The organism is Yinghuangia aomiensis (assembly GCF_039542225.1).
GTDB classification, from domain to species: Bacteria; Actinomycetota; Actinomycetes; order Streptomycetales; family Streptomycetaceae; genus Yinghuangia; species Yinghuangia aomiensis.
Genome location: NZ_BAABHS010000001.1, coordinates 376,951 through 393,904 on the forward strand (window position 1 = coordinate 376,951; position 16,954 = coordinate 393,904).

15 protein-coding genes are annotated in these 16,954 nt (G+C 73.0%); 12 read left to right on the top strand and 3 right to left on the bottom strand.

The features are described from left to right. Nucleotides 1–102 precede the first annotated feature (102 nt). The 6 genes from ABEA93_RS01615 (at nt 103) to ABEA93_RS01640 (ending at nt 7,829) form a co-directional block, all read left to right on the top strand. Entirely contained in the window at nt 103–2,307 is a 2,205-nt protein-coding gene (locus tag ABEA93_RS01615; RefSeq protein ID WP_345673380.1) for an acyl-CoA dehydrogenase family protein, read from the top strand. Between the two features lie 65 nt (nt 2,308–2,372). Continuing rightward, nucleotides 2,373–3,572, top strand: a complete 1,200-nt coding sequence (locus tag ABEA93_RS01620) for a lipid-transfer protein (RefSeq protein ID WP_345673381.1) — start codon at nt 2,373–2,375, stop codon at nt 3,570–3,572. Between the two features lie 256 nt (nt 3,573–3,828). Continuing rightward, complete coding sequence (locus tag ABEA93_RS01625) at nt 3,829–4,275, top strand: hypothetical protein (protein WP_345673382.1); 447 nt, start codon at nt 3,829–3,831, stop codon at nt 4,273–4,275. A 125-nt stretch (nt 4,276–4,400) separates the two neighbouring features. Further along, complete coding sequence (locus tag ABEA93_RS01630) at nt 4,401–6,161, top strand: sensor histidine kinase (RefSeq protein ID WP_345673383.1); 1,761 nt, start codon at nt 4,401–4,403, stop codon at nt 6,159–6,161. Nucleotides 6,162–6,271: 110 nt separating this feature from the next. Continuing rightward, a complete protein-coding gene (locus ABEA93_RS01635; RefSeq protein WP_345673384.1) occupies nt 6,272–6,970 on the top strand; it encodes a response regulator transcription factor in 699 nt (232 codons plus the stop codon). Between the two features lie 223 nt (nt 6,971–7,193). Next, the gene (locus ABEA93_RS01640) at nt 7,194–7,829 is read left to right on the top strand and encodes a maltokinase N-terminal cap-like domain-containing protein (protein WP_345673385.1); all 636 of its coding nucleotides are present in this window, start codon (nt 7,194–7,196) and stop codon (nt 7,827–7,829) included. On the opposite strand, the gene ABEA93_RS01645 is transcribed toward ABEA93_RS01640, so the two are convergent. Beyond that, entirely contained in the window at nt 7,795–8,793 is a 999-nt protein-coding gene (locus ABEA93_RS01645) for an Lrp/AsnC family transcriptional regulator (RefSeq protein ID WP_345673386.1), read from the bottom strand. The two genes, ABEA93_RS01640 and ABEA93_RS01645, sit on opposite strands and share 35 nt — an antisense overlap. Nucleotides 8,794–8,943: 150 nt before the next feature. Between ABEA93_RS01645 and ABEA93_RS01650 the strand changes: the two genes are divergently transcribed. From ABEA93_RS01650 to ABEA93_RS01665, 4 genes are all read left to right on the top strand, one after another. Next, the gene (locus ABEA93_RS01650) at nt 8,944–10,446 is read left to right on the top strand and encodes an MFS transporter (protein WP_345673387.1); all 1,503 of its coding nucleotides are present in this window, start codon (nt 8,944–8,946) and stop codon (nt 10,444–10,446) included. A gap of 78 nt (nt 10,447–10,524) precedes the next feature. Next, nucleotides 10,525–10,992 (top strand): hypothetical protein, encoded by a 468-nt coding sequence (locus ABEA93_RS01655; protein ID WP_345673388.1) that lies wholly within the window; start codon nt 10,525–10,527, stop codon nt 10,990–10,992. A 108-nt stretch (nt 10,993–11,100) separates the two neighbouring features. Beyond that, nucleotides 11,101–12,222: an Rv3169 family protein gene (locus tag ABEA93_RS01660; RefSeq protein ID WP_345673389.1), complete on the top strand. Its 1,122-nt coding sequence runs from the start codon at nt 11,101–11,103 to the stop codon at nt 12,220–12,222. Between the two features lie 178 nt (nt 12,223–12,400). Continuing rightward, nucleotides 12,401–13,186: a ferritin-like domain-containing protein gene (locus ABEA93_RS01665; protein ID WP_345673390.1), complete on the top strand. Its 786-nt coding sequence runs from the start codon at nt 12,401–12,403 to the stop codon at nt 13,184–13,186. A 12-nt stretch (nt 13,187–13,198) separates the two neighbouring features. Here ABEA93_RS01665 and ABEA93_RS01670 read toward each other — a convergent pair whose 3' ends face one another. Next, nucleotides 13,199–14,053 carry an SAM-dependent methyltransferase gene (locus tag ABEA93_RS01670; protein ID WP_345673391.1) on the bottom strand — a complete coding sequence of 285 codons (855 nt, stop codon included), beginning with the start codon at nt 14,051–14,053 and terminating at the stop codon, nt 13,199–13,201. A 203-nt stretch (nt 14,054–14,256) separates the two neighbouring features. Between ABEA93_RS01670 and ABEA93_RS01675 the strand changes: the two genes are divergently transcribed. After that, nucleotides 14,257–14,541: an acylphosphatase gene (locus tag ABEA93_RS01675; protein ID WP_345673392.1), complete on the top strand. Its 285-nt coding sequence runs from the start codon at nt 14,257–14,259 to the stop codon at nt 14,539–14,541. Nucleotides 14,542–14,586: 45 nt separating this feature from the next. Here ABEA93_RS01675 and ABEA93_RS01680 read toward each other — a convergent pair whose 3' ends face one another. Continuing rightward, the gene (locus ABEA93_RS01680; protein WP_345673393.1) at nt 14,587–15,561 is read right to left on the bottom strand and encodes an ArsR/SmtB family transcription factor; all 975 of its coding nucleotides are present in this window, start codon (nt 15,559–15,561) and stop codon (nt 14,587–14,589) included. Nucleotides 15,562–15,644: 83 nt separating this feature from the next. Here ABEA93_RS01680 and ABEA93_RS01685 point away from each other — a divergent pair, with 83 nt between their 5' ends. After that, nucleotides 15,645–16,952: an MFS transporter gene (locus ABEA93_RS01685; RefSeq protein ID WP_345673394.1), complete on the top strand. Its 1,308-nt coding sequence runs from the start codon at nt 15,645–15,647 to the stop codon at nt 16,950–16,952. Nucleotides 16,953–16,954: the final 2 nt, after the last annotated feature.

Here is a 16,954-nt window from a genome sequence, read left to right on the forward strand (position 1 = left end):
CGAAAGCCACATCCGGCGGTGCGGGAGCGGTTCGCACTCCCCAACAAGTGAAACGGGTTCTACTATCGCGACCGTCGGACCGCGGAACAGTGGAGAGGTCACATGGCGATCGGGATCACGGAGGAGCACCGCGCGCTGGAGGGTTCGGTGCGCGGTTGGGTGCAACGCGTTGCACCGATCGGCGAGGTGCGCCGGGCACTGGAGGCGGAGGCCGAAGCGCGCCCCGCGTACTGGGGGGGCCTGGCCGAGCAGGGCCTGCTGGGCATGCACATCGCCGAGGAGCACGGCGGCGCCGGATACGGCCTCGTCGAGTCCGTGGTCGCGATCGAGCAGGCGGGGCACGGCCTGCTGCCCGGCCCGTTCCTCCCCACGGTCCTGGCCTCGGCGGTCGTCGGCGCGTCGGCGAGCGCCGAACTGGCCAAGGAACTGCTGCCCGGCATCGCGGAGGGCGCGACGATCGCCGCGATCGCGCTGGAGCCGTCCGGGCTGACCGCGGCCGCGGCCGACGGCGGGGTCACGGTCTCCGGCACCGCCAAGGCGGTGCTCGGCGCGGTCAACGCCGACCTGCTGGTGCTGAGCGCCCGTCAGGCGGACGGCGGCCAGGTGTGGTTCGTGCTGGACGCGGGCGACGCCGCGGTCCGCGAGCTGAAGAGCGTCGACCCCACGCGCCGCAGCGCCGAGGTCGTGCTGGACGCGGTCACCGTCCCCGCGTCGCGGGTGCTGGCGGGCGTGGACGCCGACCTGGTGCGCGACTACGCGTCGGTCCTGCTGTCCGCCGAGGCGTGCGGCGTGGCCGCGTGGGCGCTGGAGTGCGCGACCGAGTACGCCAAGGTCCGCGAGCAGTTCGGCCGCCCCATCGGCCAGTTCCAGGGCATCAAGCACCTGTGCGCGGACATGCTGGTGCGCGTCGAGCAGTCCCGCGCCGTGACGTGGGACGCCGCGCGCGCGATCGGCGAGGACGCGCAGACCCGCGGCCTGGCCGCCGCGATCGCCGCGACGTACGCGATCGAAGCCGCGTTCACCACCACCAAGGACTGCGTGCAGATCCTCGGCGGCATCGGCTTCACGTGGGAGCACGACGCGCACATCTACTTGCGCCGCGCCCTGACGCTGCGCCAGTACGCGGGCCCGGCCGCCGCGCACAAGCTGCGGGTCACCGAACTCGCCGTCGCCGGCGCCCGCCGGGAACTGGTCCTCGACCTGCCCGAAGGCGCCGACGAGCTGCGCGAGCGGACCCGTGAGGCGCTCGCCCCGGCGGCCGGGCTGGGTCCGGACGAGGCACGCGCCGCGCTGGCCGCGACCGGGTACGCCGCGCCGTACCTGCCCGCCCCGCACGGCCTCGGCGCGGGTGCGATCGAACAGCTCGTGATCCAGCAGGAGATGAAGGCCGCGGGCATCCGCCTGAAGGACATCACCATGGGCAACTGGGTGCTGCCCTCGGTGCTCGCGTACGGCACGCCGGAGCAGCAGGAGAAGTTCGCGCTGCCCACGCTGCGCGGCGAGATCCAGTGGTGCCAGATGTTCTCCGAGCCGGGTGCCGGCTCCGACCTGGCGTCGCTGACCACCCGCGCCACGAAGGTCGACGGCGGCTGGCTGCTCAACGGCCAGAAGGTGTGGACGTCGCGGGCCCGCGAGTCGGAGTGGGGCATCATGCTGGCGCGCACGTCGCCGGAGAAGCCCAAGCACGACGGCCTGACGTACTTCATCGTCGACATGACTTCGCCGGGGCTGGACATCCGGCCGCTGAAGGAGATCAGCGGCCTGGCGATGTTCAACGAGATCTTCGTGGAAGACCTGTTCGTGCCCGACGCGATGGTCGTCGGCGAGGTCGACGGCGGCTGGCAGGTCGCCCGCAACACGCTCGGCAACGAGCGCGTGCACATGGGCGCCGAGTCGTCGTTCGGCGCGGGCATCGCGAACCTGGTCGCCGCGGTCGGCGGTCCGGCGGGCGAGTTCGTCGACGGCGGTTACCGCGAGCGGCTCGGCGCGCTGATCGCCGAGGCGTCGTCGCTGGCGCTGATCGGGCTGCGCACGACCATGGCGCAGATCTCCGGCCTGGAGGCGGGCCCGGGCGCGTCGGTGCGCAAGCTGGTCGGCACCCCGCACCAGCAGCGCGAGTCGGAGCTGAGCCTGGAGATCCTCGGCGCGCTCGGCGCCGTGGACGAAGGCGCGGGTGCGCAGGCCTCGTTCGGGTTCCTGATGAGCCGCTGCCTGACCATTGCGGGCGGCACCACGCAGGTGCAGCTCAACGTCGTCGGCGAGCGGATCCTGGGCCTGCCGCGCGACCCGGCGCCGACCGAGAAGTAATTTGATCGTGTCTAGTATTTCTGGTGCGGGATCCACGGGAACCAGCGGAAAGCGGGGCAACAGCAATGGCTAACAAGGCGTTCATCGTCGGCGTCGGCATGACCAAGTTCGAGAAGCCGGAATCGCGCGACTGGAACTACTTCGACATGGCCAAGGAGGCGGGCACCAAGGCGCTCGCCGACGCCGGCATCGCGTACGACCTGGTCGAGCAGGCCCCGGTCGGCTACTGCTTCGGCTCGTCGACGCAGGGCCAGCGCGCGATCTACGAACTGGGCCTGACCGGCATTCCGGTCTACAACGTCAACAACAACTGCGCCACCGGCTCGACGGCGCTCATGATGGCCCGCCAGTTCGTCGAGGGCGGCCTCAACGACTGCGTCCTCGCGCTCGGCTTCGAGAAGATGAGCAAGGGCGCCATGGGCGGCGACGCGGGCGCCGGCGGCTTCGCGGCCAGCCCGGTCGGCCGCCACTACGGCATCATGGCGGCGAAGTACCCGTTCGTCATGGCCCCGCCGACCGCGCAGATCTTCGGCAACGCCGCCCGCGAGCACATGGAGCGCTACGGCACCACCGAAGAGCAGCTCGCGCTGGTCGCGGTGAAGAACCACCGGCACTCGGTCAACAACCCGTACGCGCAGTTCCAGGACGAGTACTCCCTGGAGGAGATCCTCGCCGCCCGCGAGATCCACGCGCCGCTCACCAAGTTCCAGTGCTCGCCGACCTCGGACGGCGCCGCCGCCGCGGTCGTGGTGAGCGAGCGGTTCGTCATCGAACACGGCCTCCAGGACAAGGCGGTCGAGATCGTCGCGCAGACGATGACCACCGACACCGAGGAAGCCTTCGACGGGTCGATCATCAACGTCGTCGGCAAGCCGATGTCGCGCCTGGCCGCGCAGCAGATCTACGCGGCGTCCGGCCTCGGCATCGAGGACGTCGACGTCATCGAACTGCACGACTGCTTCTCCATCAACGAGATCCTCACGTACGAGGCGCTCGGCATGGCCGCGGACGGCGAGGGCGGCAAGCTCATCGCCGACGGCGCCACCACCTACGGCGGCAAGTGGGTCGTCAACCCGTCCGGCGGCCTGATCTCCAAGGGCCACCCGCTCGGCGCCACCGGCCTCGCGCAGGCCGCCGAGATCACCTGGCAGCTGCGCGGCGAGGCGGACGCCCGTCAGGTCGCGGACGCCAAGGTCGGCCTGACGCACAACATCGGGCTCGGCGGCGCGGCGGTCATGGGCGTGTACCGCAAGGGGCAGTTCTGACCGGCTGACCCGGGCTCCGGCCCGGATCCCGTCGAGGCGCGCGGCAGATTCTGCCGCGCGCCTCGCGCGTTTCGGGGGCGGTTCGAGGTGTGCGGCGCCGGTGGCTCTCGGGCGGCGGGTGCCCGGAGCCGGGACGTTCGACCCGGGTCCGCGACCGGGACATCCGGCTCAGGACGGCGGGACGTCCCGCGCGGGAAAGTCGTCCCGCCCCGGACTTCCCGAAGGCCCCCGACGCCTCCGACGACCAGGAGTTCCCATGTCCCGCAAGATCCGCCGCGCCGTCCTCGGCGCCCTGCTGTCCGCCGGCGCGACCGCCGGCCTCCTCGCCGGCACCGCGGGCACCGCGCACGCCGCGGGCGGCCCGGTGTACGCGGTCAACCTCAACTGGATCAACGTCGTGGACAACCAGGACAACAACTCCGTCGACGAGGTCTACATCAAGGTCAACGGCAGCACCGTGTGGTCGAAGGACCTGCACTGGAACACCCCGGAGAACCTCAACATCTCGCTGCCGCGCACCTTCTACTTCGACGGCGTCACGTCGATGAAGATCGAATTCTGGGACCAGGACCCGGGCCGCGACGACCGCGTCGGCACCATCTCGCTGTCCGCGGCGGCGCCGAACGTCGGCCCGAACGCGGCCGACCTGCGCGGCGCGGACGGCGAGTACGTCGTCTACTACACGGTCACGCAGATCGCCTAGCGGTATCCCGGAGTTGCCGTGGACGGGCCGATCGCAAAGCCGATCGGCCCGTCCACGACAATGACCCCCGACGGACGTTCCCCGCGCACCGCGCGCGCGGGAGCCGCGCCACTCGGGGGGAAACCATGGCTCCGATCGACCGTCCTGCCGGCACGGCCGCCTGCACCTCCGTTCCCGCCCCGACCGTGCTGCATCCGCCGCGGGCGATCGCTTTCGCGGGCGGCGCGCTCGCGTCGACCGCGCTGGCCCTGGAGCGGATCGCCCCGGTGCGCAGCACGCTGGACGGCAGCGGCGACCTGGTCGCCGCCTGCGCGCTCGTCGGCGTACTCGTCGCCCTGGCACCGCGCCGGGGCCCGTGGGCGGCGCCGGCCGTTCCGGCACTGGTGCTCGCGCTGTCCCCGTGGGCGGGGCTGCTGCTGGCGCCCGCGCTGGCGGTGCTCGCGGTGGCGCTCGTGCGGGCGGCACCCGCGCAGTGGTACCACGTCCCGGCCGCGGGCCTGGCCGGCAGCGCCGCCGCGGCGGGCTACCTGGCACCGCGCCCGCTGCTGCCCGGCGCCGTCACGGTGGCCGTGACGGTGGTGTTCCTGCTGACTCCGCCGCTCGCCGTCCTGGTCGCCGGGGTCACCGGCCGCTCGGCCGAACTCGACCGGTTCACCCGGCGGTTGATCCTGCGGGTGCCGATCGCCGCGCTCACGGTGGTGGCGTGCCTGGTGCTCGCGTCGCTGCTGCGCCCGCTGCTGCCGGCATCCGGGCTGCTCGTCGTCGGCGCCGCTGCGGCCGTACACGTCGCCGTCGCTCTGTGGTCCCACGCGCGCGGCCGCCGGCTCGCCGAACAGGCGGCCCGGCACGAAGCCGTCCTCGAGACGGCCATCCTCGTCCTCGCCGACGAATCCGCCGCGCCCGACGCAGCACTGCGGCAGGTCGCCGAGTCGGTCACCCGTGATCTCGGCGTCGCCGGGGTCTCGGTGGAACTCGACACGGTGTCCGCCCGCTTCGGTGACGATGTGCAACCCGCCGTGGACGTGGCGCTGGTCTGCCGGGGCCAGGACCTGGGACGTCTGCACATCCACAGCGAACGGCCCCTCGACACCCGCACCCTCGGCACCGTCGACCGGCTCGCCCGGCAACTCGCCGCGTTCGGCTACGCCGTCCGCCGCCTCGACGCCGCCCGCAACGCGGAACGCGACCACCTGCGCCGCGAACTCCACGACGGCGTAGGCCACGCGCTCGCCTCCGCGGTCATGCGCCTGGACCCGAAACGGCACCCGGAGCACCTGCGCACCACACTCGCCCCCGCGCACGCGCAGGTGCGGACCGCCCTCGACGACCTCCGCTCCATCGTCCGCGGCACCCCGCCTCCCCAGCTGACCCGCGACGGACTCGCCGATGCGTTAAGGGCGTTGACCCGCGACCCGGACGGCCCCGCGGTTCTGCTGACCTTCCACGGAGACTGCGCGGCGGTGAGCGCACCCGTGCAGCGCGATGTCTACCGGATCGTGCAGGAAGCGCTGACGAACGCCCGGCGCCATGCCGACGCCACGGCGGTCTACGTCGCCGTCGGCACGTCCGCCGACCACCTGCATGTCGAAATCGCGGACAACGGACGCGGGTTGCCGACAAGCTTTGTGCCCGGGACCGGCCTGGGGTCGATCCGCGCCCGGGTGCAGGGACTGGGCGGCACGTGCGCGATCGGCCGGGGGGCGGGGGGTGGGACTCGGGTGGCGTTCGAGGTGCCGTTGGGGGACGACGGGACCGGTGGCTTCGGGGGCGTGAGCGGGCCGGAGGGCGTGCGTGCTCCGAGCCGTTCCGGAGGCTCGGGCAGCCCGGACGCGGGCGGCGCCGGCGCAGGTACTTCGGTCGAGTGCCCGGTGGTGGGGGCGTCGTGACGTCGCCTCAGCGTCGTGGCGATGCCGCGGGAGACGCCGGATCCGGGGCCGCGGGGGCTCCCGCCGTGCCGGCGGAAGCCGGCTCCGTGGGGCCGCGCTTCGGCGATGGCATGGGGACCCGCATCTCCGGCACGACGCCGCCCCGCGGGCCGATCCGCGCCCTGCTCGCCGACGACCACCCCGCCTTCCGGGCCGGGCTGCGCGCCATCCTCGCCGACGTCCCGTACCCCGGCGTCGACATCGTCGGCGAAGCCGCGGGCGGCCCCGCCGCGGTCGCCCTCGCCGCCGAACTCCGGCCGGACCTGGTCCTCATGGACCTGCAGATGTCCGGCCGCGACGACACCGACGGCATCGACGCGACGCGCCGCATCACCGCGGCGTCCCCCGCCACGGGCGTGCTCGTGGTCAGCGTCTTCTCCGACCCGGCGGGCGTCCGCGCCGCCCTCGCCGCGGGCGCCCGCGGCTACGTCCTCAAGGGCGCCGCCGCGGGCGAAATCGTCGGCGCCGTCCGCGCGGTCGCCTCCGGCTGCGCGTTCCTCGGCACCGGTGTGGCCGCCCTCCTGACCACCCTCGCCGACGAGACCCGCCCGACCCCGCGCCCCGGCATCCCCGGCCTGACCGAACGCGAGTCCGACGTCCTCCGCCTCCTCAGCACCGGCCTCGGCACCGGCGACATAGCCCGCAACCTCCGCCTCACCCCGAAAACCGTCCGCAACCACATGTCCAACCTCTTCGCCAAGCTGGGCGTCACCAACCGCCCCCAGGCCGTCATCCGAGCCCGCGAGGCGGGCTTGACGGGGGAGCGGTGAGACCCGCCCGGTCGGGGAGCGGCGGCACGCGAGGCCGAGGGGGCGGTCGTCGACGGCCAGGGGCGCGCTGCGGCTCTCGCGCCCCGGCGGGTCTGCCACCACATTCCCGCCCCTACCCTCTGCCATCGACCGAAACCCGCCGCCGTTGCGGGCCACGGACAACCCCGCAGCCGGCCGTCCGGCAATGCTCGTGGACAGGCGGTCACCATGGCAGGGTGTGGGCATGGCCGTCATCCACCACACCACCCTCACCCCCACGAAGTTCGAGCTGCTTGCGGCGTGGTTGCCGGGGCGGAGCTGGTATCGCGGCGGGTCCGCGCCCGAGTTGGTGCGGCGCGGGGGCGGGTTTCGGCTCGACGATCCGGCCGGGGAGGTCGGGGTCGAGTTCGCCGTGGTGGCCGAGGCGTCGGGGGAGGGCGTGGTCACCTACCTTGTGCCGATGAGCTACCGGGGTGCGCCATTGGAGGGTGGCGAAGGCGGACTGATCGGGACGATGGAGCACGGGGTGCTGGGGAGGCGGTGGGCGTACGACAGCCTCCACGATCCGGTGCTGGTCGCGGAGCTGGTGGCGCTGTTGGGCGGGCGGGCGGAGGCCCAGCATCAGCACTTGAGCGACACGGCGGCGTCCGGGCTCGTCGTGACGCCCGGGGGCACGGTGATCGACGCCGGACGGTTTGCGGCGGCGCGGGTCGAGGACGACAGCCAAGGCACCACGTTGACCGCGTCCGACGGCGCGGTGCTGCGGCTGCACCGGGTCCTGCCTCCCGGTGACGCCGCCGTTTTCGTGGAGTTGCGCGATGCCTCCGGGCGCGCCGTGGCGACGCTCACCGGTCCGGTGGAATCAGTCCCTCACCCTTGACCAGGCGGATGACGGTCGTCGACTCCACCGACGTCACCGCGGTCAACGCGGCGATACGGGTCGTCAAATAGCGGTACAGGTCGGCTTCGTCGCGGAGGAGGGCGGAGGCGGTGATGTTGGTCGTGCCGGTGGTCGCGGCGGCGAAGACGACTTCCGGGTGGGTGGACAGCTCGGTGAGGACCCCGGCGAGGTGGGTCGGCGGGACCGACATGTGCAGCCAGACGTTGATGCGGTGGCCGAGCAGCCCCGGAGCGACCTCCATCTCGAAGAACAGCACGCCTTCGCGGCGCAGTTGTTCGACGCGGCGGCGGACCGCGGACTCCGACAGGCCGGTGGCCGCGGCCAGGTCCGGGTAGCCCGCGCGGCCGTCGCGGCCGAGGTGGGCGAACAGGGCGTCGTCGGCGGCGTCGAGGTGGATCGGGCCGTCGGCGGTCACCGGCGGGCGCGCGTCGCGGAGCGCGGCGGCCTGGGCCTCGGTCAGGGCGTCCATCTTGCCCATCCAGCCCCCGGGGCCGCCGAAGGCGATGTGCAGGACGCATTGCGCTTGGATCCCGGCGACCTTCGGAGTGCGGGGGAGTTTGCGCAGCAGCAGGTCGTCGCCGCTGTTCGGGCCGCGGTTGCGGACGAGGCAGTGCACTTCGGTGCCGCCGGAGGTGATCTCCACCCAGGACGTGTCCGGCCGCCGGGCCAGCGCCTCCGCGATCGCGGTCGCCGCGTCCGACATCGTCTTGATGCGCACGAGCCACGTCACCGCGGCGATGCGCCGCGGGTCGACGCGCCCTACCACCCGCGCCCGGTGGTCCTCGGCCAGCCGCCGGTACCGCCGCGCCACGGTCTGCTCCGAGACGCCGAGTACCGCGGCGATCCGGCTGAACGGGGCCCGGCCGTCGATCTCCAGCGCGTGGACGACCGCGCGGTCGAGGCCGTCGAGCGGCAGGCGAGGCGAGACGGAGGAGGATTCCATCAGGCAAGGCTAGTGGGTGGCGGATTCCGGCGTGGGGAGTCGAGATGCTGGTGATTCGGGGCGCGGCGATTGGATTGTGGGTCCGTCGCAGTACGTACTCGCGACACCTCTCCCTCCAGTGCACGTCCCCGCCGAAAGGACACCTCCGTCATGCGCAAATGGGGTCCGCTCATCGCCGTCTCCCTCGGCGCGTTCATGCTGCTCATCGATACGACCATCGTGATCGTCGCGCTGCCCGAGATAGGCCGCGCCAACGGGTCGAGCTATGCCGACCTGCAATGGGTCATGGACGGCTACGCGTTGGCCCTCGCCGCGCTCCTGCTCGGCGCCGGTGCGCTGGCCGACATCGTCGGGCGCAAACGCGTGTACCTCGTCGGACTCGTGCTGTTCACCGCCGCCTCGCTGCTGTGCGGCCTGGCCCCGGGCACCGGGACGCTGGTCGGTGCCCGCGTGCTGCAAGGCGTCGGCGGCGCGGCCATGCTGGCGACCGCGATCGCGCTGCTGGGCGACGCGTACCAGGGCCGGGACCGCGGCATCGCCTTCGGCGTGTGGGGTGCGGTATCCGGCGCGTCGGCCGCGCTCGGGCCGATTCTCGGCGGGCTGCTGACCGAACACGTGGGCTGGCGCGCGATCTTCCTCGTCAACCTGCCCGCGGGCGCGGTGACGCTGTTCCTGGCCGGGCGGATGCTGCGCGAGTCGTACGGCAAGCGCGACGCGCGCGTCGACGTCCCCGGCGCGGCGGCGTTCACCGTCGCCGCGGGTGCGGCCACCTACGCCCTGATCCGCGCGGGCGGCCACGGCTGGTCGGACCGCGGCGTGTGGGCGGCGGTCGCCGCATCGGCCCTTGCCGTCGTGGCGTTCTGCGTCGTCGAGAGCCGCTCGGCGGCGCCGATGCTGGACCTCCGGCTGCTCGCCAACCGTTCCTTCACCGGAATCCTCGTCGGCGGCATGGCCATGCAGTTCGCCGCGTTCGGCTGGGTGGCGCTCGCCTCGGTGTGGTTGCAGGGCGTGCTCGACCACGGGGCGGTGCAGGCCGGGCTGATGCTGTCGCCGCTGGCGGTGGTGGCGTTCGTGGTGTCGGCGCTGTCCGGACGGCTGCTGCACGGGGTTTCGCCGCGCTGGATCATCGGCGGGGGACTGCTGTTCATCGGCGCCGGGGTGCTGCTGCTGAGCCGCGTGGATGCCGGGTCGGACTGGACGGCGCTCGTCCCGGGCCTGCTGGTCACCGGCATCGGCGTCGGGCTGGGCGCGCCGTCGCTGGCCGGGGCGGTCCTCGGCACGGTGCCGCCCGCACAGGCCGGGATGGCCGGCGGCGCGGTCAACACGTTCCGGCAGCTCGGCTTCGCGTTCGGGGTGGCGGTGACGGGTGTGCTGTTCCGCGACAAGGCCGAGTCGATGCTGGACGGCGCGGGGCTCGCGCGCCCGGGTGCGGCGGCCGAGGCGCTCGCGGGCGGACGGGTGGCGCCGGGTGCCGCGGGCCGCGCGGCTTCGGAGTCGGCGTTCGCGTCCGGCCTGGACACGGCGGTCACGGTCTGCGGCCTGGTGGGGCTCGCCGCGGGCGTGCTGGTGATCCTGCTGGTGCGGACGTCCGGCCCCGCGGCGGCGGCCCCGCGGGAAGCCGCGGTGGAGCGCCCCCGGGTCGCCGCGAACTGATCGATCGCGCGCGGGGCTTGACCATGGGCCCGGACCGGGCTGGGATACCGGGCACGACGAACCTCAGGAGGACCTCTCGTGTTTCGTCTGCCCGGCCCGGTCTCCGTCCCCTTGCGCGCGTCCGTGGACGCGGCCGGCCGCGCGCTCACCCGCGCCGGGGCCGGGCCCGCGACGGAGTCGAATGCGCTGTTCCTGCCCGGCCGCGGCCTTCGGCTCACCGGCGGGCCGACCCGCTTCGAGGCGTGGTCGGGGGATACCCGCGTGCTGCACGTCGACGTGGACGAGGCGGCGCGCACCGCGGTCATGGCCGGCGACTGGTGGTACCGCGGCACGTACCGGATCCACGAGCGGGGTGGCGCGGCGTGGGTGGAGTACCGGGTGGAGAACGTCGCGGAGCGGGGGCGCTGGGCGGTGCCGTGGGCGAACAAGCTGTTCGCCGGGTACCGCGGCACGATGCTCGGCACGGCGGTCATCGTCGCCTCGCGCATCGCCAAGGCGGTGGACGCCGAGCAGGCGCCCGAGGACGGCGGCGAAGCCGCCGGCTGAACCGGCCGGACTGCACACCCGGACTGCACACCCGGACCACTTGACTTGGTCAAATGCCCGGGTGAGACTCGCAGGCCAGCACGCCATGAACTTCGCAGGAGGCCGTCCGTGCCGGTGCCCAGCCCGCTCGACGAGTACCCGATCCACCAAGTGCCGCTCTTCATGAGCGAAGTCGGCACCAGCGACCGCAACTTCTACGACCGCTGCATCTACCACGCGTACACCCGCGACGGCTCGGTGCAGGTGGCGACCGGGTTCGGCGTGTACCCCAACCTCGGGGTGGTGGACGCCTACGTGGTGGTCCGCAAGGACGGCAAGCAGCACGCCGTCCGCACGTCCGGCGCGCTCGGGCCGGACCGCATGGTGCAGGAGGTCGGGCCGTACCGCATCGAGGTGCTCGAGCCGCTGCGCAAGCTGCGCGTGGTCTGCGACGCGCCCGAACAGGGCATCGAGATGGATGTCGTCTTCGAATCCCCGTTCGAGCCGATCGCTGAGCCGCGGCACATCCAGCGCAGCGCCCACAAGACGATCCTCGACGCCTCGCGCTTCGTGCAGATAGGCCGCTGGACCGGCACCATCCGGCTGGACGGCGAGGAGCTGACGCTCACCCACGAGGGCTGGGGCGGGTCCCGTGACCGGTCGTGGGGCATCCGCCCGTCGGGCGAAGCCGTCCCGGACGGGCGTCCCGCGGCCTCCGAGGGCTTCTGGTGGAACTGGATCCCGATCGACCTCGGCGACCAGGCACTCATGGTCATCGCCCAGGAGAACGCCGACGGGCAGCGCTTCCTCAACGAAGCCATCCGGGTCTTCGCCGACGGCCGCAAGCCCGAGCAGCTCGGCTGGCCCGAATTCGAGGTCCGCTACGCCTCCGGCACCCGCCGCCCGGTCGGCGCCACCCTGCACCTCACCGACCGGCAGCGCCGCCCCCTGCGCCTGCACCTCGACAACCACGGCTACATCGCCCTCAACGTCGGGGCCGGCTACGGCGGCGACCCGGACTGGAACCACGGCCTGTGGAAGGGCGACAAATACCTCGAAGGCGCGGTCTACGACCAGGCCGACGAGGCGGTCGCCCGCCGCAGCGCATACTCCGTGATCGACCACGTCGCAACCGCACGCCTCGAAGGCCCCGACGGCACCGAAGCCGAAGGCGTCGGCATCTTCGAACACGGCACCTTCGGCCGCCACGACCCCAGTGGCTTCGACGGCTGGACCTCGGTCGCCCCCTGACGCCGTTCCACCGGCCGATCACGCCGCACATGCACAGCCCCGGGCCGCCGCGGAGACACCTCCGCGGCGGCCCGGTGGCGCTTGACCCCGTCCGGCTCGACAGGACGATCACCGCGCCCGCGGCTACCGTGGATCAACGGGTCAGTTTTCCTCCTGCTTGTATCGGAGGGCCGTTGCCATGCTTTCGGCACGCGACATTCTGCAAGAGATCCACCGGGACGATCGGGCGTTCGCGCTGTTCTGCAGTATTGCCGCCAAGGGCGAGAGCCAAGGCGGTTGGGAGAACGCCCGGATCGCCGCGCTGGTGGACGATCCCGAGTTGGCCCCCAAGGTGGCCCGGCACGGGGCCGACGAGGACAAGCACGGGCGGATCTTCGCCTCGATGCTGCGGCGCCGCGGGCTCGACCCGGTCGACGTCCCGCCCGAGGCCGACTACTGCATGCTGCTCGAACGCCAAGGCATCGGCCTTGCTCACGAACGGCTGCGCCGCGACGAGCGGATGACGGAAGCGGACATCGTCGAGTACCTCGTGCACAGCCGCGTCACCGAGCAGCGGGCCGCCGAGGATATGCGGCTGCTGCGCCGCTATCTCGGCGACGACCCGGTCATCGGCCGCGGCATCCGCATGATCTGCGACGACGAGGAGAACCACCTCGCCTACTGCCACGAGGAGTTGCTGCGGCTCTCCGGCAACGGGCAGGACCCCGCGGCGATTCGCGGCGCGCTGGAGAAGACCGCGCTCGCCGAGATCAAGGTCAACCGGGACGTCAGCCTGGCCGTGATGGACCGCATGGGTGCGATCCTCGGCTGGTCGAAGGCCCGGCAGTTGGCCCTCAAGGCGGGCATCCACGCGACCTACGCCTACGACCGGGTCTGGGGCACACGCCGCATGGTGCGCCTCAGCCCGCCCAAGCGCCGCAACGCGATGGGGCCGCGGCCGGGGCCGCAGCCCATGGCCGCGTAGCGGGAGAACGGGTCAGGGCTTGCGCGCCACCAAGCCGTAGCACCCGATGGTGCCCGGGTCCGGGAGTGCGGACCCGGGCTCCGGCTTCCAGTGGGACACCACCTCGACGCCCGGGTCGAGCAGTTCCCAGCCCGCGGGGACCAGGGCCTCGACCTCGGCGCGGCTGCGCAGCTGCATCGGGATGCCGGACTTGCGGTAGACCGCGGCGCCGGAGTCGTTCGCGACCGGGTCGAAGTCCGCGGTGAGGTGCGACAGGATCAGGCAACTGCCGGACGGCAGGCGGTCGGTCAGTCGGCCCAGGATGTCGGACGGCTTGTCCTCGTCCGGGACGAAGTGGAAGATCGCCAGCGTCATGAGGGCGAGCGGACGGCCCAGGTCGAGGGTTTCGGTGAGCGACGGGTGCGCGAGGATCGCGTCCGGGTCGTGCACGTCGGCGGCGATGTAGGCGGTGACCCCGTCGGTGTGGCCGGACAGCAGCGCCCGGGCGTGCGCGAGGACGATCGGGTCGTTGTCGACGTACACCACCCGCGACTCGGGGGCCACCGCCTGCGCGGCGTCGTGGGTGTTGCGGCCTTCGACGGGAATGCCCGTACCGACGTCGAGGAACTGCCGGATGCCGAGCCGGGCGACGTGGTCGACGGCGCGGAGCAGGAAGGCCCGGTTGGCGCGTGCGGCCGTGCGGGCGTTGGGGACGACGGCGAGCGTCTTCTCGGCGGCTTCCCGGTCGACGGGGAAGTTCGTTTTGCCGCCGAGGAAGTAGTCGTACATGCGCGCCGAATGCGGCTTGGTGGTGTCGATCTCCGGAGGGGTCCAGCCCTGGATCAGGGCCTGCTGCTCCGGCGTACGGTCGAACGCGGATTCCGGCATGGGTGTTGCCCCCGTTTCGCGCCAAGCAGGAACGTGCCTGCAACGCCGGTCGGTTGATCACGTCAAGCGGTTCAGATGCTAGCGCCCGACCACCGTGTCCGGGCGGGTGGGAAGCATCACCGGGCAGCGGGAAGCGTTCCGCTGATCGGCGGAGTTTCGCGTCGGGAGGCGTGGCGGCGTGCCGGTCGGGCAGAGTGCCTCGTGTGACCGACATCCGCCGCGTCCGCGTGCTCGTTTCCGGCCTTGTCCAAGGTGTGTATTTCCGCGTGACGTGTGCGCGCGAGGCGGCCGCGGCCGGGGTGGCCGGGTGGGTGCGGAACCTGCCGGACGACCGGGTCGAGGCGGTGTTCGAGGGCGACGGCAAGGCCGTGGACCGCATGCTGGCGTGGGCCCGCCAAGGTCCGCCGGGGGCGGTGGTGCGGCGCGTGGAGGTGCAGGGCGAGCCGGCCGAGGGCCTGGTCGGCTTCGAGGTGCTGCGCACCGAATGAAAACCGGGCGGGAAGAGCGATCCCGACGAACCCCCGGCCGAACGGTCAGTCCCGGGTGTGGGGTTGGGCGAGCGCGTCGCCGAGAGCCGTCCGGTAGTACAGCACCGAGCGTCCCGCCCGGCGCCGGTTCGCCAGCCCGGCCTCGCGCAGCAGCTTGAGGTGCCGGCCGACCGAGCCGAGCGGTTGCCCGGTCAGCTCCACCAGGTGGGTGGTGCTCAGCGGCGTGCCGAGCAGGACCAGCACGTCGGCGCGCGCCGGGCCGAGCAGGCGGCGGAGCGGGGCCGCGGCGCGGACCGTGCCGGTCTCGGCGAGGAGGCCGGAGCACGGGTAGATGACGGCGTACCGGTGCGGCTCGTCCCAGGCGACGTGGCTGGTATGGAACGTCACGGGCAGGAACGAGAGTTCGGCTCCGGAGATGTCGCGCGGCGGGTAGTCGTAGGTATTGATCTGCAGGCGTCCGTCGCCCAGCCAGCGGATGCCGGGCTTCATGCCGCTGAGGGCCGCCGCCCAACCGCCCTGGGTCAGTTGCGTGGTGCGGGCCACGATGTCCGCGGTGAGGATGCGGCGGCGCCGCTCCCAGGTGGGCAGCACGGCCTCCCGCCATACCCAGGCGAACAAGTCGGCGGCGCGGTCGGCGAGATCGGTGCGTCCGCGCAACTCGGCCGGGAGAGGGCCGTGCAGGGTCACTTCCAGGTCGTGCCACACGGTCTCGGGCGGGGTGGCGCGCAACACGGCGAGTTCGGCGGCGAACGTCGGCTCGGCCGTCGTCGGCGGCCGCGGGCCGAAGAAGTCCGCCGTCCACCGGGGCGCGGTCGCGGCGCGCAGCAGGCGTTCGGTGAGGGGATCGTCGGCCAGGCGCCGGAGGAAGGCGGGGCGGTGCGTCGCCACCCACCGCTCGATACCGCCCTGCGTGCAGTTGATGCCGGCCAGCGTCCGCAGGGCGGCGTTGGTCTCGGCGAGCGGCGAGACGGCGAAGCGGCTGCCGGCGAGGGTGTCGGCGTTGACCTTCCAGAAGCCCACGGCGGCCTCCCCGCACGGGTGGTTGTTTCGCGTCTCCGCGAAACTGTAACCCGGGTCACGGACCCCGCCGGAAACTCGACTCCGTGCGTACCTACCGAGAACTCTTCCGAACCCCCGAATTCACGCCGCTGTTGGTGGCGTCCGGCGCGCACGGTGTCGCCATGGTCGTCGCCGACCTGGGGTTGGCCACGCTGGTCTACGACGCGACGGGATCGCCGCTGCTGTCCGCCCTCAGCATGTTCGGCGCGTCGATCATGCAGGTCCTCGGCGCGACGCTGCTGCTGTCCGCGGCCGACCGGGTGCCGCCGCGCGCCGCCACGACCGGGCTCGCGCTGCTGTTCGGTGCCGCGTCCGCACTCCAGGCGCTGCCCGGGATGCCGGTGTGGGCGATGTTCGCGATCCTGCTCGCCGTCGGCCCGGTCGCCGCCCTCGGCGGCGGCGTCCGCTACGGGCTGCTCAACGAAATCCTCCCGCCCGACGGCTTCCTCCTCGGCCGCTCGGTCCTCAACATGGCCAACGGCGCCGCGCAGATCGGCGGCTTCGCGGTGGGCGGCATGCTCGTCGTGGCGCTGTCGCCGCGCGGCGCGCTGCTGACCGGCGCAGGCCTGGACGCGGTGGCGGCCGCGGCCGCGTGGTTCGGGCTGAGCGCCCGCCCGCCGCGCGCCGCCGGACGGCCGTCGGCACGCGAGACCTGGCGGGTCAACCGCGTCCTGTGGGCGTCCGTACCGCGGCGCTACGTCTTCCTGGCGCTGTGGGTGCCGAACGGCCTCGTCGTCGGCGCCGAGGCGCTCTACGTGCCCTACGCCCCCGACCACGCCGGCATCCTGTTCGCCTGCGCCGCGGCCGGCATGCTCGTCGGGGACACCCTGTGCGGGCGGTTCGTCGTGCCGCGCCTGCGTGAGCGGCTCGGGCCCGGGCTGCGGCTCCTGCTGGCCGCGCCGTACCTCGTCTTCGTGTTCCGCCCGCCGCTGCCGCTCGCCGCGGTGCTGGTCGTGCTCGCCTCGGTCGGCTACGCCGCCTCGCTGCTGCTCACCGAACGCCTCATGGCACTCACCCCGTCCGGCATGAGCGGGCAGGCGCTCGGCCTGCACAGCTCCGGCATGCTCGCCATGCAGGGCGTCGGGGCCGCGATCGCGGGCGGGATCGCGCAGGTGACGTCGCCGGCGGCGGCCATGACGATCGTCGCGGCCGCGTCGGTCGGCGTCACACTCGCCCTGGCACCCGGGTTGCGCGGCACGGTTCCCGCTTCGGCCGCCGAAATCCCGTTTGCCGACGCCGCGTCGGCCGACTCGGAACGCAAAACTCCGGATTCCGTCGCGGAACCTGGGATCGTGTCGGGAAACGGTGGTTCCTTGCCGGAGACGGATGTGACTTCCGAGCGTTTGGGCTAGCG

What these genes read in the sequence shown, in the direction of transcription:
- ABEA93_RS01625 (WP_345673382.1), top strand. Translation starts at nt 3,829, where the DNA reads ATGTCCCGCAAGATCCGCCGCGCCGTCCTCGGCGCCCTGCTGTCCGCC.
- ABEA93_RS01645 (WP_345673386.1), bottom strand. Translation starts at nt 8,793, where the DNA reads ATGGAATCCTCCTCCGTCTCGCCTCGCCTGCCGCTCGACGGCCTCGAC.
- ABEA93_RS01670 (WP_345673391.1), bottom strand. Translation starts at nt 14,053, where the DNA reads ATGCCGGAATCCGCGTTCGACCGTACGCCGGAGCAGCAGGCCCTGATC.
- ABEA93_RS01665 (WP_345673390.1), top strand. Translation starts at nt 12,401, where the DNA reads ATGCTTTCGGCACGCGACATTCTGCAAGAGATCCACCGGGACGATCGG.
- ABEA93_RS01650 (WP_345673387.1), top strand. Translation starts at nt 8,944, where the DNA reads ATGCGCAAATGGGGTCCGCTCATCGCCGTCTCCCTCGGCGCGTTCATG.
- ABEA93_RS01640 (WP_345673385.1), top strand. Translation starts at nt 7,194, where the DNA reads ATGGCCGTCATCCACCACACCACCCTCACCCCCACGAAGTTCGAGCTG.
- ABEA93_RS01635 (WP_345673384.1), top strand. Translation starts at nt 6,272, where the DNA reads ATGGGGACCCGCATCTCCGGCACGACGCCGCCCCGCGGGCCGATCCGC.
- ABEA93_RS01615 (WP_345673380.1), top strand. Translation starts at nt 103, where the DNA reads ATGGCGATCGGGATCACGGAGGAGCACCGCGCGCTGGAGGGTTCGGTG.
- ABEA93_RS01630 (WP_345673383.1), top strand. Translation starts at nt 4,401, where the DNA reads ATGGCTCCGATCGACCGTCCTGCCGGCACGGCCGCCTGCACCTCCGTT.
- ABEA93_RS01620 (WP_345673381.1), top strand. Translation starts at nt 2,373, where the DNA reads ATGGCTAACAAGGCGTTCATCGTCGGCGTCGGCATGACCAAGTTCGAG.